The organism is Bifidobacterium thermacidophilum subsp. thermacidophilum DSM 15837 (genome assembly GCF_000426425.1).
GTDB classification, from domain to species: domain Bacteria; phylum Actinomycetota; class Actinomycetes; order Actinomycetales; family Bifidobacteriaceae; genus Bifidobacterium; species Bifidobacterium thermacidophilum.
Map to the genome: position 1 here is coordinate 195,376 of NZ_AUFI01000009.1, position 20,269 is coordinate 215,644.

12 protein-coding genes are annotated in these 20,269 nt (G+C 52.8%); 7 read left to right on the forward strand and 5 right to left on the reverse strand.

The window, feature by feature from the left end:
* The first annotated feature begins 128 nt into the window (after window positions 1-128).
* Together K315_RS0106195 and K315_RS0106200 are read left to right on the forward strand one after the other, a co-directional pair.
* Window positions 129-1,772, forward strand: a complete 1,644-nt coding sequence (locus K315_RS0106195) for a DUF6020 family protein (protein WP_029576670.1) — start codon at window positions 129-131, stop codon at window positions 1,770-1,772.
* 84 nt (window positions 1,773-1,856) lie between these two features.
* Window positions 1,857-3,068: a glycosyltransferase family 2 protein gene (locus K315_RS0106200; protein ID WP_029576671.1), complete on the forward strand. Its 1,212-nt coding sequence runs from the start codon at window positions 1,857-1,859 to the stop codon at window positions 3,066-3,068.
* 143 nt (window positions 3,069-3,211) lie between these two features.
* Here the strand turns inward: K315_RS0106200 and K315_RS0106205 are convergent, their stop codons facing one another.
* The 3 genes from K315_RS0106205 to K315_RS0106215 all read right to left on the reverse strand — a co-directional run bounded on the left by K315_RS0106205 (window position 3,212) and on the right by K315_RS0106215 (window position 7,860).
* A complete protein-coding gene (locus tag K315_RS0106205; protein WP_029576672.1) occupies window positions 3,212-5,665 on the reverse strand; it encodes a glycosyltransferase family 2 protein in 2,454 nt (817 codons plus the stop codon).
* 69 nt (window positions 5,666-5,734) lie between these two features.
* Entirely contained in the window at window positions 5,735-7,036 is a 1,302-nt protein-coding gene (locus tag K315_RS0106210; RefSeq protein WP_029576673.1) for an ABC transporter ATP-binding protein, read from the reverse strand.
* Window positions 7,036-7,860, reverse strand: a complete 825-nt coding sequence (locus tag K315_RS0106215) for an ABC transporter permease (protein ID WP_420796741.1) — start codon at window positions 7,858-7,860, stop codon at window positions 7,036-7,038. Before K315_RS0106215 ends, K315_RS0106210 begins: the two co-directional genes overlap by 1 nt.
* Before the next feature lie 194 nt (window positions 7,861-8,054).
* Between K315_RS0106215 and K315_RS10220 the strand changes: the two genes are divergently transcribed.
* Complete coding sequence (locus K315_RS10220; protein ID WP_029576675.1) at window positions 8,055-11,072, forward strand: DUF4422 domain-containing protein; 3,018 nt, start codon at window positions 8,055-8,057, stop codon at window positions 11,070-11,072.
* 58 nt (window positions 11,073-11,130) lie between these two features.
* On the forward strand, window positions 11,131-12,282 hold the full coding sequence (locus tag K315_RS0106225; protein ID WP_029576676.1) for an acyltransferase: 1,152 nt from the start codon (window positions 11,131-11,133) through the stop codon (window positions 12,280-12,282).
* A 619-nt stretch (window positions 12,283-12,901) separates the two neighbouring features.
* On the opposite strand, the gene K315_RS0106230 is transcribed toward K315_RS0106225, so the two are convergent.
* On the reverse strand, window positions 12,902-14,608 hold the full coding sequence (locus K315_RS0106230; protein WP_029576677.1) for a DUF6020 family protein: 1,707 nt from the start codon (window positions 14,606-14,608) through the stop codon (window positions 12,902-12,904).
* Between the two features lie 359 nt (window positions 14,609-14,967).
* Between K315_RS0106230 and K315_RS0106235 the strand changes: the two genes are divergently transcribed.
* A complete protein-coding gene (locus tag K315_RS0106235) occupies window positions 14,968-15,924 on the forward strand; it encodes a glycosyltransferase family 2 protein (RefSeq protein ID WP_029576678.1) in 957 nt (318 codons plus the stop codon).
* Window positions 15,925-16,021: 97 nt separating this feature from the next.
* On the opposite strand, the gene K315_RS0106240 is transcribed toward K315_RS0106235, so the two are convergent.
* On the reverse strand, window positions 16,022-18,667 hold the full coding sequence (locus K315_RS0106240; protein WP_029576679.1) for an RICIN domain-containing protein: 2,646 nt from the start codon (window positions 18,665-18,667) through the stop codon (window positions 16,022-16,024).
* A gap of 231 nt (window positions 18,668-18,898) precedes the next feature.
* Here K315_RS0106240 and K315_RS10440 point away from each other — a divergent pair, with 231 nt between their 5' ends.
* Complete coding sequence (locus tag K315_RS10440) at window positions 18,899-19,432, forward strand: hypothetical protein (protein ID WP_152571432.1); 534 nt, start codon at window positions 18,899-18,901, stop codon at window positions 19,430-19,432.
* Window positions 19,433-19,449: 17 nt separating this feature from the next.
* On the forward strand, window positions 19,450-20,269 hold an 820-nt coding region (locus tag K315_RS0106250; RefSeq protein ID WP_244874297.1), incomplete at its 3' end, for an LGFP repeat-containing protein.

Sequence of the window (20,269 nt, forward strand, 5' to 3'; positions counted from 1 at the left end):
GATATGGTGGAACCTTGATGAATAGGATGTCAACAGTAGTCGAATCGTCAACCGCCAGCACGAGCGCGACACGGCGGAAATTGCGCCTGCCCCGGTTCGGGTTGTTCTGTTGCAGTCTTGTTCTTGCAATGCTGGCAGAATACTGCGCCTATCTGAACGAAGGCGGCGGTAACGTCAGGCGTGCCCTGCATGTCATCGCGTTGACGGTGTTCTTCATGGTGATGACACTGGTGTTCGAGCATTTCATCAGTTGGCTGGGACGCGACTCAAAGCAGACTGAAAGCAGCCAAAGTCACCCGAGCATCCTGTCAAGACTTCTGCGACGAATCGCCCCCGATTTCACTGGAGACAGGCATCAGGCGCTGAAAGCAGCGGGGGTTATGGCAGTGTGCTGGCTGCCGTACTATCTGCTGGCGCTCCCCGGCGAAATCTGGTATGACACCGTCCAGCAGGTATTGCAATGGAAGGGATTGCCCAATGCAATCACCAGCGGTGCATGGTCGGATCATCATCCTGTTCTTGACACGCTCATTTTCGGAGTGTTCTATCAATTAGGCGCGTGGATCGGGCAACCGTCCGTCAGTGTGGCGTTGTACACGACCTGCATCGCTGCTGTCGCAATTGCCGTATTCGTATACACCGTCCGTTATCTCGCCAAATCCGGAGTCAGCAGGAAAGCGTATCTTGGGGCGTTTCTGTTCTTCTGTGTGTTCCCGTTTATTCCAATTTTCTCGATGGCAATGGTTAAGGATGCTGTTTTCCTGCCGGTGTTCATGCTGTTCTCGGCCCAATGCATGGAAGTCGCCCGCACCAAGGGTGCCTGCCTGAAGAACCGCCGGACTCTCGCATTGTTCATTATGTTGGCCTTCCTTGTGTCGTTGACCAAGAAAACCGGCGTCTACTCGGTGGTTCTCGCATGCATACTTCTTGTCTTCATCGTCGCCGGAAACCGGGCACGCATGAAGCTGATGGGAACAGCTGTCGCCAGCGGCCTGGTGATATTCGTACTGCTTCCCGTCGTACTGTTCCCCGCATGTCACATCATTCCTGGCGGCAAGCAGGAAATGATTGCAATCCCTCTGCAGCAATCGGCGTTGTTGCTGCGTGAGCATGGCGACGAGTTGTCGAAGACAGATAAGGACATCCTTACCGGGATGCTCGAACCCAACGCGGCAGAGAACTATGAATGGTGGGCTGTTGACAAGGTCAAGGGCACGCATTGGACGCAACAGCGTGAGTGCTTGCTCGGGCCATTCCTGCAAGCCTGGGCGAAGAACGCCACAAAATATCCGCAAACCTACGCAAAAGCGTATTTCATGCTGGAACAAGGGTGGATCGCGTTGCCCAATTCGATTGTCAATGAGAATCTCCAATCGAATTATTTGTATACCCGTACTGCGTCAGGGAAGAATACCGGTGAAGCCGGTCTACCGCAATCCCGGCACACCAAGTTGTACGACGGCATCGATCAGTTCGTCATCTGGCTGGGCAATCAGTTCTTCATGCAGCCGTGGCTTTCGCGGGCGTTCTGGGTCACATGGCTGCCGTTCATGCAGCTGTATGAAACAGTCCGTAGACTACGAGCGAAAGAACTGTCCTGGACGTATGCCGCTTGGCTAGTCCCGATGCTCGTCTCCTTGCCGTTCATGTGGATATCCGGAGGTTCGGTGACCTATGAAGGCCTGCGATACCTTATGCCGATGCTCGGCGTCGCACCGATCGGGTGCGCGTTACTGACGGTGCAACAACAACCGTCACATGCAGATAGGTAGTATGTGTACAAGCAGTACCGGCATCAGTCGCGAACGTGAATGCCCAGCCGAAAGCCGCATGCACCAACAGAAAAGGAGTAGCACATGACAAGTATTTCCGTTGTCATTCCTGTCTACAATTGTGCCCGTTACTGCACACAGTGCATTGAGAGCGTACTGCCGCAACTTGCCGGCGACGATGAAATCATTGTTGTTGATGATGCCAGTAGCGACAACACCGTCGAGGCATTGCAAGCCCTATCCTCGCAACACCACAGAATCCGGCTGATACTCCACTCCGACAACCTCGGCACGTTACGATCCCGGAGGGACGGTGTACTTGCCAGCACTGGCGACTACGTGATGCTCATCGACCAGGATGATGAAATAGCGCCGAATTCATTCAATCAGCTTCGCCAGTACATTGCAGGCAGCAAATTCGACATCATCCACTTCGGAGTGCACGTTGTACCGGAAAATGCGGCTGCACGAAAAGCCGCCGCTGGTATGGAGGGGTTTTTGTGTCCCACTCCACGGGAGTTACACGGCCAAGACATCCTCAAACTCCAGTTCGCTGCCGAACATGGGTTTGACTGGCATGTTCACCACAGGCTATTCCGCGGCGAATTGCTGCGCCGGGCGTACATGGCCTGCGCCGACACTCGTCTGGTTCTCTCCGACGACCTGTACATGAACTTCATCATCGACGCGTATGCGACCACCTATCTCGCAGTGCCCGACTCCCCTTGGTACTTGTATCATCTTGGGCGTGGCGACACCTTCGGGCGCGCATTAACGGTCGAATCCTTCGCCCGGCTCGTGCAACGGGATGCAAAAGCACTCCAGCTCATCCAGGAGTTCGTCGCAGCTAACCGGAACACCATACCGCGCGAAGACTGGGACGACCGTGTTGCGGACGTGAGAGACCGGCTCGGCGAGCACATGATGAATGAATGGAAAGATAATCTACCCGCCCCGATGCAACCCGAGGCTTTGCCTATCATCCAGCGCTCTTGGGCAAGTGATGTGATATGCGCCGAATTATTCCGGTATGTGAGGGATTACGCCTACGATTATCTCCAGCATCCCGAGGATGCCACCAGACAAGACACTGACAAGAATCTCACGTTACGGTATTTGAAGTACGCCACTGATATTGAGCAGGTGACTCCTCCACTGCTCACCAATATCCACTACACGCAACTTCGGGATATCGCGTATTCTCATCTTCATGACGCACGGCTTGTCTCTTCAGCGAAAGAATCCGCGCCGAATCATGTTCTTCGAAAGATCCGTGAATTCCTGCACAGAAGATAACCACTGGTAAATACTAGCGATATCTTGTATTTCCGCGCAATTCCCGGATGATGCATGATGCAGGCCTGTGCCGTCATCATGCATCATCCGGGAATCGTTCGATTAGTATGCGTCCGATCAACGAACTCAATCAACGCACCCAATCACCATTTGAGCTTGAAATGCCCGTCATACTGGTTGAGATTAGGATTGATGAATTCACCGCGGTGCAGCGAGCTATCCCATTTCGCATAGAAACGCGCCTGCTCGTTTATTGCGCGAAGCTCTTTGTGCACGTCCTGCTCATCGCGTCCACGGCTCGTATGCTCGTTGTGATACAGCTTCGCCTGGGGGTTGAATACTACAAGGTATCCTTCTTGCCGAGCTTTGAGGCATAGGTCAACATCATTGAGCACAACGGCAAGCTGCTCGTCCAGTCCTCCGATTTTCGTGAACAGCGAGCGCCTGATCATCTGGCATGCTCCTGTGACAGCCGCACAATCCCAGGGGTATCGCATGGTTTCCATATAGCCGCCGTCTTTGTATGAGAGCAGTTCACCGAAATACCCGCAATGATCCATCGAGGCCCAGATGCCTCCGTGCTGCACCAGATCATCGTGGAATAGCAGTTTTGCGCCTACTACGCCGACTTCGGGTCGCGCGAAGAAGCCGACCATGGAGGTCAGCCAGTCCTCGTTGATGGCTTCGGTATCGTTGTTGAGGAACAGAATCAGTTCGCCGTCGCATTGAGAGGCGCCGTAGTTGCATATGGCGGAGTAGTTGAACCCCGTCCCTTTCCATGTGACGACATGGACTCGGGCATCGTCCTGTTCGATGTCACGGTAATATTCGAATGTTCGGGGGTCCTCGCTGTTGTTTTCCACGAGGGTCACGTCGAAATTCGGGTAGTTCGTGGCGTGTAAGACGCGTTCGAGACACTTGGAAAGCACATCGACGTGATCCTTCGTCGGGATCACGATACTGACTTTGGGCGGTTGATTCCAATGATATTCGGTACGATATCGGAACGGGAGCTCAGAATCATGTACCGTCGCATCAACGCCGATTCTCTCGTAGTGCCGTGTCAGGGCGATTCTTCCTGCTTCCTGGGCATACGGCTTGCTGTCTGGATTGGTGCTCGTGGAATTCCGATGCATGCGCCAGTGGTAGAGCATTTTGGAGACATTATGGATTTCTCGCGCCTGCTCAGCGCATTTCATGGTCAAGTCGTAATCCTGCGCCCCGGCGACGTCGGATGGCGACAACTCCACCTGCTCAAGTACGTGACGACTCACCATGAGCATATGTGTGATGTAATTGTTGACATTCAGCAGATCAGGGTTGAAAGCGGGCTTGAATATCGGCTTCCAGTAATGGCCCGACTCATCCATGAGGTCTTCATCGCAGTACAGCACATCGCTGTGAGGGTGGTCCCTGAGGACGCACATATATTGATACAGCGTATCCGGCTCAATGACATCGTCGTGGTCCACGAAAGCGATGTAGTCGCCTTTGGTCTGGACGATTCCTGCATTCGTGTTGTCGGCGATGCTTTTGTTTTCTGCATGAACGATGCGGAACCGCTTATCATTGATCGACTCGAGTTCGCGCTCCACGGTACCGTCGTCATTGCTGACATTGACGAAAACGACTTCGAAATGCGCATACGACTGAGCTTTCAACGAGTCAATCAACGCATGCAGATACGGGAAGGGGGTGTTGTAGACAACCGTGACGATGGAAATCAACGGGGTGTTATCCCATGTGGTGCAAATCTGCCGCTGATTGTCAATATCAGCGAATGTCGCACGATGCTGCTCAAACCAGACGCTGTATCCTTCATCGTTGAACACGTGCCTGGTCAGGTCAAGCGCGCCGGTAAAGAAACCGCTGAACGAAGATGCGGGGATGCACGTGAAATTGCCGTTCCCGTGTTCAGGCGTAGCACAGATGCACAAGGTCCGTGGGGTATCGGACAAACGAATCGCAGCTACGATTTGCCGAATCCGCTGGTGTGCATCATGCGGATCGGTAATGACTGAATCCTCGAGAATGCAAGGAGTTACTTGGATGGGCGTGGCAGAGCCGTCGTACACTGCGATCTTGCAGGGAGCTTTCGCCTCGCTGTCTTGAAGAACAGGGTAGCGGACAGTGAAACGACAAGATACTTCATGCTCCTCGACCGGATAAATCCCGGTGATGTAGACATACGTCCCGCCCGACAGCCGCCGCTGATCGATATCGCGCATTGACGCCGCGGTCTCCGGGCGAAGCCGGTAAGTCAGTCTTGAACGGATTCTTGTCGCAACGTGTCCGAACGGTATTGTCGCCAGCGTCTCGCCGGATTCACGCGACGCGAGACGGATAGTCAGGTCAATTCCCTCAAACAGCGGAACGACGAGCACGAACGAATATTGGCGGTCACCGGCGGTTTCTCCCCACTGTCTGCTGGCTGTAGGATCCTCTCCGGGGAAGCTGAAACGGTACATGGGGCACGGAAACACGGTGCCGTCATCTTTCACCGCTTCCGCACGCAGCTTCCCGGGATCCGTGTCAGCGCAAATCGAGACATAACCTTTTCCTGTACCCCTGCGCAGCGCATTGACGGTGAACGACATCAGAGACCTTTCTGTACTGTTTGCCTAGCAGCTACCACGCGATAGCACGCGCATCAGACGAGAACACACTCACTGCTCTTCAACGGGATGCTGGCGGGTGGCAAGCTGCTCGTCCAGACTTTGATAGGACATCGAGACCTTGTTGATCAAGGCGAAATTGTCTTTACCCTTGTTGTCACGCAACGAGAAATCGCAACAGTTCTTTTCACTGGTAAACGCGATCATCTCGGCGGTGGAAGGATGCGACCCGTCCCATGTATGCATGGAAGCGACCAGGCGAAAATCACCATTATTGAACAAATCCATCGGAAGATGGAAATGTACGGTATGGTGGCCCCGCTGCGTCAAGTCGAAACTATCGCCGTACGGCAAGCCACCGCGACGTAGGTCGTGCAAAGCCAGCGCCACGTAGAACGGTTTGTCTCCCCGGTAGTCGTATTCGACCTCGAAGTCGAATCCCCCGTCGATGGTGCATAGCGGCTCACGAGTCGGCCTTACTGCCAGCACCGGTACCGTATCGCTCAATCCAAGCGGGTGTTCGGGCTGGTCTTCACCGCCGTTCTCGCCGGTGTTCTTCTTCTGTTCTTTCTTCTCCTGCCGGAGATTCTCAAGCGTATACCGGTCGGCGACATCATCTTTATCACCCGATGCAATAATCTCACCGTCCTTGATGAGAATGGCGTTGTTGCAGTACTTCTTGACCGCGTCCATCGAGTGAGTGACCAGAATGACGGTTTTCGTCGGGTCTTTTTTGATCTGCGCGAAAAAGTCGTCGCACTTGCGCTGGAAGGCTTCATCACCGACGGCGAGTACCTCGTCGAGCACGAGAATGTCACCCTGCGCCTTGATAGCGACTGAGAACGCGAGACGTACCTGCATGCCGGAAGAATAGTTCTTGAGCTTCTGGTCCATGAAGTCGCCGAGTTCGGCGAAATCGACAATATCGTCGTACATGGCGTCGATCTCGTCCCGGGTGAATCCCAGCAATGCGCCATTGAGATAGACGTTCTCGCGACCGGTGAGTTCCGGATTGAAGCCGACACCCAGTTCGATGAACGAGACGAGCTTGCCGTTGACCGTAACCGTGCCCTTATTCGGCACGTAAATCCCAGAGATAATCTTCAGCAGCGTGGATTTGCCTGAGCCGTTGCGGCCGACGATACCGAAGAAATCACCCTGTTTTACCTCGAAGGAGATATCACGCAACACCTTCTGCTCAGTGAATCCGCTCACCCCCTTCGCCCAGTTGAGGAAGGCCATCTTCAGCCCCGTAGCCTGCTCGGTGGGCAGACGGAACGATTTGGCCACATGCTGCACAGACAGGACGACAGGGCGGTCGTCTTCCTTCTTCGCCGTTTCCTTGCTTGCCATTACAACACCTCCGCGAACTTCGCGCTGTATTTGCGGAACACCATGATGCCGACATCGAGAATCACCGCGGACAGCAGGTACGGAATCAGGCACACCAGCGGGTTATGGACGATATCCCATACCGTGGGAACGTATTGAGGCGACAGCAGATTATGCCGGATATCCATGATCGCCTGTGAGGTAGGACTCAGCATGAGCAGGCCGGCAGCCCAGCTAAACTCCGGATTGTTCTGGACCATCGAAATCGGGTAGATGATAGGGGTCGCATAGAACAACGCTTGAAGCACAACCTCCCAGATCTGTGCGATATCGCGGAAATACACGAACATCGTCGCCAAGATGAGCGCGAAGCCGAGTGTGACCGCATACAGCTGGATGATGCTGAACGGAACCAGCAGAATGCGCCAGGTGTATTGCGCGTGAGCGAAGAATCCGAACAGGATCACCACGGCAAGGTTGATGCCCAAGGAAATCATGGAACCCATGGTGGTGGACGCGACCACGATATAATTGGGGAAATGCACCTTGCGCAGCAGATCGCCGCGATCGACGATCGAGTGCATGCTCATGCTCGTCGCTTCGGAGAAGAACCCCCACAGGCTGGTACCGCACAGCAGGGAGATGGGGAAGGTCGGGGTTCCATCAGTGAACTTGAGGAACTTGACGAAGACCACGTACATGACGGCGAACAGCATCAGCGGTTTGAGCGCCGACCATACCACGCCGAGGAACGAGCCTTGGTATCGGAGCTTGAAGTCGGTCTTCACCAGCTCCTTGAACACCACCATCGCGTAGTGGTATTTCTTCTGTATACGTTCGAACATCTGCTTCACAAAGAACCTACTCTATCAGTCAATACCAACAGACAGCGTCATGGTAGCGCACCCCGTCCGCGCCTGTTGCAATCCGCATCCAATCAGCACAACTCCCCTACTCCTCCGGCCGCGTGCGACAAGCAGTGGCCTCTTGCGCACCCATACGGGTAGACTGGTTCCGAATGATAGCGAAACGAGGAAGCATGCCACAGGTCTCCATTGTGATCCCGGCCTATAATGTAGGCCCGTATCTCCAACGTTGTCTCGACAGCGTTTGCAACCAGACTCTTCATGACATTGAAATCATCGTTGTCGACGATGCAAGCACGGATGACACCCCGGAAATACTACAGAAAGCGGCGCGGCAAGACCATCGCATCGTGGCGTTACGGCATGACGAGAACAAAGGCCTCCATCTCGCCCGCAAGACAGGCGTTCTGGCCGCTACAGGCGCATACACGCTCATGCTCGACGGCGATGACGAACTTGACCCGAACATGTGCGAGCAGCTTGTCGCCAGATTCTCGGGAACTCATGCCGACATGCTTCATTTCGGCATTTCGGTGATTGGCGAGAACGGAATCAGCGCCACCGATGCGGCCTCATTCGCCTCTTTCATCAATGCCCCCAGCCAGCTGCTGCACGGAAGCGACATTCTGCGTGCGACATTCGATGAGAACAACGGCCAGACCATGGATTGGCGGGCCACTCAGCGCATCTTCAATACGGAACTGCTCGTACGCGGATTCAACGCCATGACCGATACCCGTCTCGAACGCGCTGAAGACGCATACGAGATGTTTGTGCTTTGCGCGTTGGCTGATTCATGCGCACCAGCTGAAGATATCCGCGGGTATCGTTACCACTACGGTATCGGTGTAACCGGCGTTTCCCAGATTTCCGCTCAACGGTTCAGGGAATTCTGCAACCAGTTCCACGCCTGCATCACAGCATCCGAGGATTTTGCCAAGACGCATGCGGCAATCGATTCCATCGACGATTGCCTGGCCGGATTGAAACATAAGTCCATAGAGCTTCTCGCAAACGACTGGCTGACACGAGTTCCCGAAGAAGAGAAGCTTGCGGCCGCCCAACAGATGAACGACGTGTTCGGCACCGATGTCACATGCCGTGAAATCTGGCGTTTTGTCAGAGATCGCGCATATTCATACCTTGATTCGAATACGCTTCCCGAGAAGCAAGACGAAATGTTTTCTTGGAGAAGTATAGCTGAATCAATCGAAGATGATGGGCGCCCATTTTCCTCATCAGATCGTTTGAAAACGATGAAAGCGGCCGCATTGGGACACCTTACAGACATTGAAAGCAGAGCCTTGAAGGAACAATACGACAAGCAGCGCATCCGCATTTTCGTGACCACCCACAAGGAGGTCGACAAGCCGCAGAGCGATATTCTCCAGCCGGTCCAGGTCGGGCCTAAGACCACACGGTTCCCTTGGGCATTCCAAGACGATGAGGGCGAGAACATCGCCGACAAGAACCCGATGTACTGCGAGCTGACCACGCAGTACTGGGCGTGGAAGAACGTCGATGCCGATTATTACGGATTCTGCCATTACCGCCGCTATTTCGACTTCTCGGGCGTTGAGCACAAGGAGAACACGTACGGCGAGATCATGGATGATTACATCGACGCCGCCAGCATCAAGCGATACGGCCTCGATGACGAATCCATCAAGAAGGCGATTGCCGGCGCCGACGTGGTGACCACGCGCTGGGGCGACCTGCGCGAGATTATCGAGGGCTATGGATCCCCCATCAAGATCTACCAGCATGCGCCGAAGCTCCACCTGCGTGACCTGCGGCACATGTATGACATCCTGTGCGAGATACACCCGGATTACAAGACCGATGCCGACGCGTTCCTGCATGGACATCGTTCCTGCTTCTGCAACATGTTCATCATGCGCAAGGATATCTTCCAGGATTATTGCGCATGGCTGTTCCCGATTCTCCAGAAGTTCGAAGAGACGACGGATATGTCCCTGTACAGCAAGGAAGCCCTGCGCACGCCGGGGCATCTGTCCGAACGGTTGCTGAACATCTACCTGATGCATCACCAGCGCATCGGTAGTGGTTGGAAGGTCAAGGAGCTGCAGTGCGTGCACTTCACTCACCCCGAGCCGCACCACCCGCTTGAGCGGCTTGCCGACGAAATCGACCCCACGACAGTGGTCCCGGTGGTGTTCGCGGCTGACAACAACTATGTTCCGCAGCTGACGACCACCATCTACTCGGCGATGAGCAATGCCGATCCTGACCGGTATTATGACGTCACCGTATTGCAGAAGGACATCGCTTGGGAAAACCAGGAACGCATGCGACAGTTCTTGCTTGGCAGGTTCAAGAACCTGAACCTGCGCTTCGCCGACGTAAGCCGCGAAATCTCGGGCTACGACTTGACGACCAGCAACGCGCATATCAGCATTGAGACCTACTACCGTTTCCTGATCCAGAAAGCCCTGCCGTTCTACGACAAGGTGCTCTACCTCGATTCCGACATCGTCATCAACGGCGACATCGCCCAGCTGTACGACACCGAACTCGGTGACAACCTGCTGGCCGCCGTACACGACATCGATTATCAGGGCAACCTCAACATGAATGACGGCAAGCGACTGAAGTACACGAACGAGAAGCTCCACATGAAGCACCCGTTCCAGTACTTCCAGGCGGGCGTGCTCGTGCTCAACACGAAAGAGATGCGCAGGGCGTACAGCATCAAGCAGTGGCTGGATTACGCGTCAGACCCCGACTTCATCTACAACGACCAAGACGTGCTCAACGCGCACTGCGAGGGCCGTGTCGTGTTCCTCGACTGGTCGTGGAACGTGGTCCATGATTGCGCGAACCGCGTGGCGAACGTGTTCTCCTTCGCACCGAACGATTCCTATGATGAGTACATCGCATCCCGCAAGGATCCGAAGATCATCCACTACGCCGGATTCGAGAAGCCGTGGGTGAAACCGGACTGCGATTTCGCGCCCGTGTACTGGAGCTACGCAAGGCAGACACCCTTCTATGAGCAGCTCATCGGCAAAATCGTCTCTCCCAATGCGAAGCCGGTCGGCGGCCCGAAGCCACCACGAGCCGTCGGCGAAGACAACGTGCTGAGGAAGGTTGTCGACCCGCTCGCGCCGATTGGGTCGCGGCGACGGGAAGTGCTCAAGAGCTTCGGGCGCGCTGTGCGCGGGCGGTGAACTGACCGCACTGTCTGTTTTACAACATGTCATCATACGAGAAGGGAAGAAATACAATATGACGGCCGAAACAACAGACACGGCGACTGTTCATCCCGTACTGGCAGAACAACAGGCAACAACTCAGGTAAAACGCCACTGGCTGTTTGTCGACGTGTTGAACGTCATTGCGTGTATCGCGGTGGTCTGTTTGCATACCTCGCTCGGGGCATTCCACCCCGAGCAGACGATGTTGTGGAAACGCCAAGTTGTCATGCAGTCACTGTTCATCTTTGCCACGCCGATATTTTTCATGATCAGCGGCATGAACCTGCTCGGGTATCGCAAGAAGTACGACACCGTCACATTCTTCAAGAAGCGCGCCTGGCGTACAGGCCGCGCACTGATAGTCGGAAGCGTCGTATGCTATCTGGTATTCGGGCTTTTCCCATCTTCGTTCTACGGCACCGATGCGATTTCCGCCGACTTCGGCATCATCGGTTTCGCGAAGCATTTCCTGACCAATAGCATCAATGATATCTACTGGTTCTTCTACTCGATTCTGTACCTGTATATGCTGACCCCGCTGCTCAGCAAATGCACAGAACGCAAGACCATGCGGTATCTCATCGCCGTGACAGGTTTCGTAGCGGTTATTCTGCCATTGTTCACACACCTTGGCGTCCCCTCGAAGTACTTCGGGCAACTGTTCGGATGGCCTCTGTTCGCTTCCGTCTCACTACTCTACTTTGCGCTTGGTTACTACCTGAACAACTATGTCATTCCGGTTGTCAAACCACACCCATGGATGGCGTCAATCGCGTTCCTGCTGTCGTCCACCGCTATGTTCTTTGCCACACTGCTTAATAATGGCTGGCGCTCTGCCGCCGGTTTGAGCAGCGAATATATCAATTATTGGTCCGGCACGACCTCACCGCTGGCAGTCATCCAGGCAATCAGCCTATTCTTGCTCTTTGCATGGCTTGAGCCGAGATTACGGCACACACCTGCGTCATTCTCAAAAGTGATCCGCATATTGTCAAGCGCGTCGCTTGGCGTGTATCTGTTCCATATCTTGTTTGTGAATCAGTTGATTATCGTTCCTGTACTTCCCCAACTTCCGCTATTACGCGGAGTGATATATTATTCGTTAACTGTCTTCTTCTTGTTAGCAGCCAAGAAACTAATTAGCCTATTTAGGCAGATATATAATTCAAAGAATGCAAGGTAAATCTGTCAATCAAAGAGAAACGACATGAGTCTTAGCAGTACAAATATTTCACCAGCCAAAATGCAATTCTGCTCAACCTCCGAAGCCTAAAAGCGGCAGCTATGCACGTTGGCCGTACATCTTTCCCGTCGCTTTTTGCATAGTGCTTGACGTCTGCACCACGACTAACTCTGCAAAACGTCCAATTTCGACCAACGTTGATGATGCCGACTCTATTCTTTCTGGTCTGTTTCTCGCTTTTGTTCACACTAGGTAGTTGGCTCACTTGTGAGAATAGTATGCTTCAACAACGACGTTGTTCAATTGGAAGTGTCATCAACTTCCAATTGAACAACGTCAAAAAGTGCCAGTATTTTTCTAACAACAGATATATTGATATAACTTAATGTGACTCTAATATTTATACTCGATAAATATTAGAGTCACATACTATATCACAATCTTATTACTTATTTCTCAAATTTGATGCTGCAATGTTTAGATTGCAAAATACTATAATACCACATATGACATTAATAAAACATTTACATTATTGAATATTGATAAGAATTGGTTTATGACATTAGGCTCATCAGTCTTATCCGTAAATTGCTAGTTTCTTATATTGTTTTCATTCTTATTAACGGTTTGATTTAACACTTGTCTTGCAGCTTGCAATCATTGCATTTTTCTCATCTCCGCATCCTACACTCAGATACGCAAGCAACAGCGGAGAAATACATATCGCCTGCAACACATATCTGGTCGGTTCCGCTCCATATCCGGACACAGGAACCAACAATAAATACAAAAACGTCAAACTGAGCGGGAGCATTGCAAGTAATCGTTGCAGTTTTCCCTTCCCTCGTCTTATGGCAAGATACAACATATAAAATGGAATGATTGAAGCCCATACAGATCGCGAAAACAGTACATTAAGCACAGGAATGCTTTGTTCAGTGTTATACATTGACCTCGCTAGAGCACTATGTGACTCTTCGACAGGCCACTGAGGAATGTAAGTTCGAATGGGGTCATAGTACCAAGCAGATTCTGTGCACACCACCATATTGTTGGGTGACCCGTCAATATTTTGGAAGCTGAACCATCCACGCACCAAGCCAATCCACGCTTCAAAATGACCAACTGGATGTTCAACAGTTTTTTTCAACCACAGTTTTATGAAATCGCCAAACAGCTTTGGATTCCTTAAACTTGTCCCTTTCACAGGGTCGACGCTCTGCGAATTATAAGCCTTAGGTATATCACTATACTTAATAGTTAAAAAATCAGAAATAAGTTCCTTCTCCGATGGCGTGATATTGTTACCATTGTATTTGACATCATGTGCCACTTGTTGTATAGCAAAAGGAATACTTTCTTGCTTCCCACCGGGTGCAACGTGTAGCGCAGGCATGATGAGGTGCGGCAATACAATAGCCATTACGATGGCGATAATAAGACCTGCCGACACCAAGAGCGCCTTCGCCTTTATCGATATTTTAGCTATGACCATTAACAACAATGAAGGCACAACTATATAAACTCCAGCCTTCTTGGTCATGCAAGTCAGCAATCCACATAGCAGAATCAGCACAAGGGTGCGCGTCTTACTAGTCGACTCACCTTTGGTGCGAAACACATCGATATACAAAATTGTGTATGGAATGAAGAATAAGACGGAAATTATATCCTTAGCTAGGGACGAAAACATTACCGGGAAAAAAGGAAATAGAGCAAAGAACGCTAATTCTGTACTACAAGCATGATACGGCAAACCTATTTTTTTCGTATACAATACCATCCAAGAGAACAATAGCGGTGCGGCTATTAGTTGAATAATAATTAACAAATATAGTCCATAAATTGGGTTGCCAAACAACAACTGGCCAAAATCCGCGAACCACCCGAAGATATAAGTCAATAAAAAAGGATGATGATCAGTAAACTCAACCGCACCATAGTACATAAGAAGCTGCTTCGAAGTATCGGACCAATATACCCCCGGGAATAGCCAGATTTCATACGGCAGCCAGCCGATGGCGATAGTAAACGCACATAAGAGCCAAGCCTTGACAGAATATTCATAACTCAAAATATGATGTTTGTTGATATCTGAGGTATCGCCAGATGCACTACCCATCTTTCGCTTGCGCCAAGTATCAACGAAACGGAATAGGGCAACAAAGGTTGCACAATATAGGACTATTTTCAGGCACAATGCCGCTACATTTTTGGTCAAAGTACCGTTAGGATTAGATGCTTCATCCCCAAATGCAAACATGAAACCTAAAATAACAGGAATAACAACCCTTGGCTCCAGTTTTGTTTTTACAGCAACATTCATACAAGTGGCTCCATGTAGTACGCTCAGATAATACTGAATTTCGGCACTTGGCCCCTCTCAGTATAGCGTTGCGCATGACAACACTCCATTCTCGTGACTTCTGGTATTAGTACGAGAATTGTCGGCGCACTATTCTCAATCCTGCAATTATCTACCACTTAAAGGTACAATTATCGCACGTATTTATTGCTTCTTGAAATTATCTTCTTCCATATTATTTAACATTCACCATGTTTCCGTATGATTGTACGATTTCACATCCACTTGCCCCATTACACATCACTCAGAGATGTACCTCCAGAAATGCAAGTGCATTCCTGTACCTGCTATCAACGGCGATATCAGCTATAGTGATACCCGTGCAAGAGAATACTAGGGTCGCGGTGCTTCTGCCGTGTTATAACGAGGAAATCACCATTGGCAAGGTGGTGCGTGATTTCAAGGCCACGCTGCCGGGTGCCGACGTGTACGTGTACGACAACAACTCCACCGACCGCACCGCGGAAATCGCCACCGCCGAGGGCGCAATCGTTCGCAAGGAACCGCGTCAAGGCAAGGGCAACGTGATCCGAGCCATGTTCGAGGACATCGACGCCGACGTATACGTGATGGCTGACGGTGATGACACCTATCCGGCGGATGCGGCCCCGGCCATGGTCGCGAAAATCCTCGAAGGTTACGACATGGTGATCGGCGACCGTCTGAGTTCCACGTACTTCCAGGAGAACAAGCGACCCTTCCACAACTTCGGAAACCGACTGGTCAGAGGCTCAATCAATGGCTTGTTCGGCGCCCATGTCACCGACATCATGACCGGGTACCGCGCGTTCTCCTTCGGCTTTGTGAAAACGTACCCGGTCTTGTCCCGCGGCTTCGAGATCGAGACGGAAATGACCATCCACTCACTCAACAACAATCTCCGCCTCTACGAGATGCCTATCCAATACCGTGACCGCCCAGCAGGCTCTGTAAGCAAGCTCAACACCGTGGGCGATGGCGTGAAGGTCATGTCAACGATTTTCCGCATGATCCGCGAGTACAAGCCGCTCCCCTTCTTCGGCGGACTGGGCTCGATCATCGGCATCATCGGCATCATTCTCTGCGGGCAGGTGGCATCGGAATTCTGGGCGACCGGCATGGTTGCACGGTTCCCCACACTCATCGGCGCAGTCATGCTGGTCATCGCGGGACTACTGCTCATCGTCGCAGGAATCATACTCGACGTCATGGCTAAGAACGACAGGAAGACCTTCATTCTCGAGGCGAACCGTTTCACGTATTTGAAACGGCACCTGGCCAATCATCAAAATGATTGACATTCAAGCTTAATGACACTTGTGGGGCGAGGCCATCGGCACCGCCCCACAAGTTTTTCCGATTAGAAGACCGCTCGTCTGCGTCCTCTACACATGGTCACTTCCTCACCCAGCGTTGTGCCCTCGTACCGTTGGACGCATACACCTGCACGTTTGCACCATTCGCGGTGGACGCGCCAGAGACATCGAGCACGAGACCGTACTTCAAAGCCGAATGCAAGGTCACCGTGCCATCACCGTTCGAAACGGCAATCCACTTCTGCGCCCACGTGCCATTCGAGCAATATTGCTGCACATTCGAGCCATTCGCGGTTGACGCGCCAGAAACATCGAGCACTTTACCCGAGGCGGCATTGCGGAGCGTAACGTACCCTTGGCCGTCGTGCGAAACAATCCAACGCTGTGCACCTGTACCATTGGATTGGTACAGCTGCACGTTCGCGCCATTGGAACGTGACGCACCGGACACATCAAGCGCTTTGGAAGCCGACAGCGCGGAAACCACCGCAATCGTACCGTCAGTGAGTACGCCTTTGTTTTTCGCGGCGAGATCATCGAGCTTGTCACGTTCACTCTTGACCCTCGTCACCGTCCACTGCTGAGCCTTCGTGCCGTTCGCGGAATAAATCTGCAGCTTGACCGACGAAGAGGCATTACCGGATGGAATATCGACTGCCTTGCCAGAAACATTGCTGGTCAATGAAATCTTGCCATTGCCATAGTCGAGGAGAGACCAGTGCTGTGCCGCAGTGCCATTCGATGCATATTGCTGCACTACACCTCCATTCGAGGTGGAGGCCCCGGCAACATCCAGCACTTTGTCGGAAGCGGTATTCATGAGGCTATAGACCCCGTTGCCCACTTGCTGCGCGCTGAATGTCTGCGCGTTCGAGCCATTCGCCTGATAGATCTGAATCCTCGCCCCGTTCTGAGTGGAAGCACCAGGCACATCCATAGCCAATGACGTATTCTCCACAGAAGAAATCTTGAGACTGACATTGGTTGGAATCGCAGCAGTCGCCGAAGACAAGGTGAACTTCTGGGCATTGCTCGCATTCGGCGTATACAGGCTGATGCTGGTTCCGTTAGCCGATGACCCGCTTGCAATATCAAGTACCCAGTTGCCCAACGCCGACTGGATGCAATACCCTGAGCCGGTATCCCTGATGTACCAGCGTTGTGCCTTGGTTCCATTCGGCGTGTACTGCTGGACCACCGCGCCATCGCCAGCCAAGCCGCTTGCAACGTCCAGAGCCTTGCCGCTGAGTGCATTGGTGATCACGTAGCTGCCATCACTCTGTTTGGTGAACACGAACTTCTGCGCCGATGAACCGTTAGCCTGATACAGCTGGGTTCGAGCACCATTGCTCGCAGACCCCCACTGGATATCCACACCAGACGAATCCTTCACCATCGCATTGATGTAATACGTGCCGTTAGGAATGGCGACCGTGGGAAGTGTTCGAACCTCATAGACATTGCCGAAGGCGCTGAGGTCCACAACATTAGGAATGCCTGGAATATTCCCGTTATCCGCATACTGCCATCCACGCAATCCACTGCCGAAACCGAATCCTACATGTGCACCATAGCTAGCAGCCCAGCGAGTCTTGGAATGGATATCGCTCGTATTCAGCGGCCCATTGAGATAGCTGGCATACGAGTAGACGCTGAGATTGGAGTATCCGGCAGCTTGCACTCGTTGCCACCACGCGCTGACAATGCTTTGATACACAGAGGTGCTGGTTGGCGGAGTATGCCCAGTCCAAGTCCACTTTTCCAAATCATAAAAGACCGGGTACGAGAGATCAGAGGGGCTGACACCGGCTTGCCTCAACTGGGAAACCAAGCTGTCTGCTTCTTTCGCTGCTTGGGATGCCTCATACGCATACGAATACCAGTAGATGCCAAAGGGAATACCAAGCCGCTTGCATTCGCGGATATTCCGTAGCGCCTGATAGTCGAAACGATTCGCCCAGGCAAAGCCCAAGCGAATAATCGCCCCCTGCACTCCGCTAGCTTTGACTTTCGCCCAATCGATGGTGCCGTTATGCTCCGAAACGTCAATCACACCTTGAGCGTTCTGCGCGAACAACGTGCCGTTTGACTCAAAGAATGCCTGTGTACCGCCATAGGTTCCCCAATACGCACCGTAACTATTATTCTGCAACGCCGCCTGCTTAACCGACGTTCCCGTATTGGACTTCAACACAGCAGACATCACGCTCGCACCCGCAGATGACAACGCTTTCGGCTTCAATGCCGACGCCTTGGTGTTGGATTCCTCTTTGATGGCGTTACGCACGGTCTTCACCGATACCGGGATGAACCGCTGCCCGTTGGTCTTGGCCAATGGATCCGGAGGCGTGTCTTCAGTACCCACAATCTCGGGATCGGTCACGGTCTCGCCGGTCTCGAGATTCTTCACCGCACCGTCCTTGGTGACGGCAAGATCAGAGGAAACCACGGTCGCATTGTTCGGAATCGACGAATCCACCGAATCCGGAAGCTCCTGGGAGGGATTGCTCGGCATGGTATCAGTACCAGTCGTGTCTGATGTATCATCCGTGGCAATAACCGCCTGCGCACTATCGACCCCGTTCGACGAGGCCGACGCGGAAAGTACCGTATCAACCGTCGTATTCGCCGCGGAACCTGACGTTCCGCACGAAGCAAGCACCCCCGCGCAAACCATGACCGCAGCAGTTGTCGCCACCACTGACCACATCTTCTTCCAAGCCATCCGAAATGTTCCTTTCTTCAGCCCCTCACCGGTGACTCTGCGCACGAAACTCGCCGCTCCGCATCAGGGCACACGTATACATACATTGTATTCGCGAATCCGGTAAATCACCACCGAGATATCCTGTTCTTTTCGATTCCACCATGCGAACCAATAGTCATTCGCAAACCCATACAGCGAGCTGAATGGCAGCACCCAGGAGTACGATTCCGCCATGTAAGGAAAGACCTTTTGCCTGCAATGACATCTGGGGAGAAAAAACACATGGGGAACCATCGTAAAGCATTGGGGTTAGCCATTGGCGGCATCCTCATTATCGTCTGCATTATCGCGGCACTAGCGTTCATGCACTACTCCAAACAGAGTGATGGAACCGCCCAGCATACTGCGTCAAGCACTCAAACATCGGCAATGGCGCCACGCTCCTCCGGCACACCTACTTCGACCAAGATGGCGAAATCGCTGAACGCGGCATATCAAGCATGCGACAAAGGCGTGGCATTCGACGAAACAGCCACCACAACTGAAGCCCTCGTACTCGAAGACAACGGCAAATCACTGACCGTTTTCTCAGGGAATGCTTCAGACTTCTCCACCTTCAAATGTGTAGCCAATCATCTGAATATTCCGGCTGGCTACACTGCGGAAATGCTTAAGAAGCAGGATAACCCCAGCATGGTGTCCATCAGTTGGGACGGCTATTCCGCCCAGTGGACATACAACACGAGAAGCGGACTCGATCTGTATATCACCAGCAAAGACTGAACAGTCATAGGAGGGACATGAAGAGGAAACAAGGACACCTGATGATCAATCATCAGCCATTCACCAGAGGCAGGGCAGTCGCAACGGCATGCGCAGCAACAATGTGCTTGACGTTGGTCATTGCTCCGGCATCGCCTACATATGCGGACGATGCTACAGCACCTGCACAACAGCAGACGACAAGCAATAGCAACAATACGGACATTCCAGATAATCCGGATAACCCTAGTAAGCCCGATAATCCTGGCACCGATTCCGATCAGCACACCGATCCGTCCAACGGCGCGATCGATGCTTATGCCGCCACGCATACATGGCTGGGATCGCCCACTGCAGAAGTCACGCCGATCACTGCAATCGAGAGCGGAGCTGAACGCACTTATCAGAATGGTACGGTGTATTGGTCCAGCAGCACCAATGTTCACACCGTCCGCTCCAATATCGATGCCTGCTACCAGAAGCATCTACAGGACCTCGGCTTCCCGACTACCGACGAGATGAAGCTCAACGGCGGCGCATCCCAGGTCTTCCAACGCGGGCAGATCCACTGGTCGCCAAGCACCGGGGCACAATTCACCAGAGGCGCCATCCAACAGTACTGGAGCCAGCGCGGCTGGCAGGACGGCTGGCTCGGCTGGCCCACCGGCGACGAACTCACCGTCAAAGGCGGCGCATCCCAGACCTTCCAGCACGGCACCGTCTTCTGGTCCAACAGCACCGGAGCACACGCCGTCAAAGACGGTATCCGCGGCAGGTACTCGGTCCTGAAGTTCGAACAGGGGATTCTCGGCTTCCCCACCACCGACGAGATGAAGCTCAACGGCGGCGCATCCCAGG

Coding starts and splice junctions, on each gene's coding strand:
- K315_RS0106195 (WP_029576670.1), top strand. CDS start 129: ATGCTGGCAGAATACTGCGCCTATCTGAACGAAGGCGGCGGTAACGTC.
- K315_RS0106200 (WP_029576671.1), top strand. CDS start 1,857: ATGACAAGTATTTCCGTTGTCATTCCTGTCTACAATTGTGCCCGTTAC.
- K315_RS0106205 (WP_029576672.1), bottom strand. CDS start 5,665: ATGTCGTTCACCGTCAATGCGCTGCGCAGGGGTACAGGAAAAGGTTAT.
- K315_RS0106210 (WP_029576673.1), bottom strand. CDS start 7,036: ATGGCAAGCAAGGAAACGGCGAAGAAGGAAGACGACCGCCCTGTCGTC.
- K315_RS0106215 (WP_420796741.1), bottom strand. CDS start 7,860: ATGTTCGAACGTATACAGAAGAAATACCACTACGCGATGGTGGTGTTC.
- K315_RS10220 (WP_029576675.1), top strand. CDS start 8,055: ATGCCACAGGTCTCCATTGTGATCCCGGCCTATAATGTAGGCCCGTAT.
- K315_RS0106225 (WP_029576676.1), top strand. CDS start 11,131: ATGACGGCCGAAACAACAGACACGGCGACTGTTCATCCCGTACTGGCA.
- K315_RS0106230 (WP_029576677.1), bottom strand. CDS start 14,608: ATGAATGTTGCTGTAAAAACAAAACTGGAGCCAAGGGTTGTTATTCCT.
- K315_RS0106240 (WP_029576679.1), bottom strand. CDS start 18,667: ATGGCTTGGAAGAAGATGTGGTCAGTGGTGGCGACAACTGCTGCGGTC.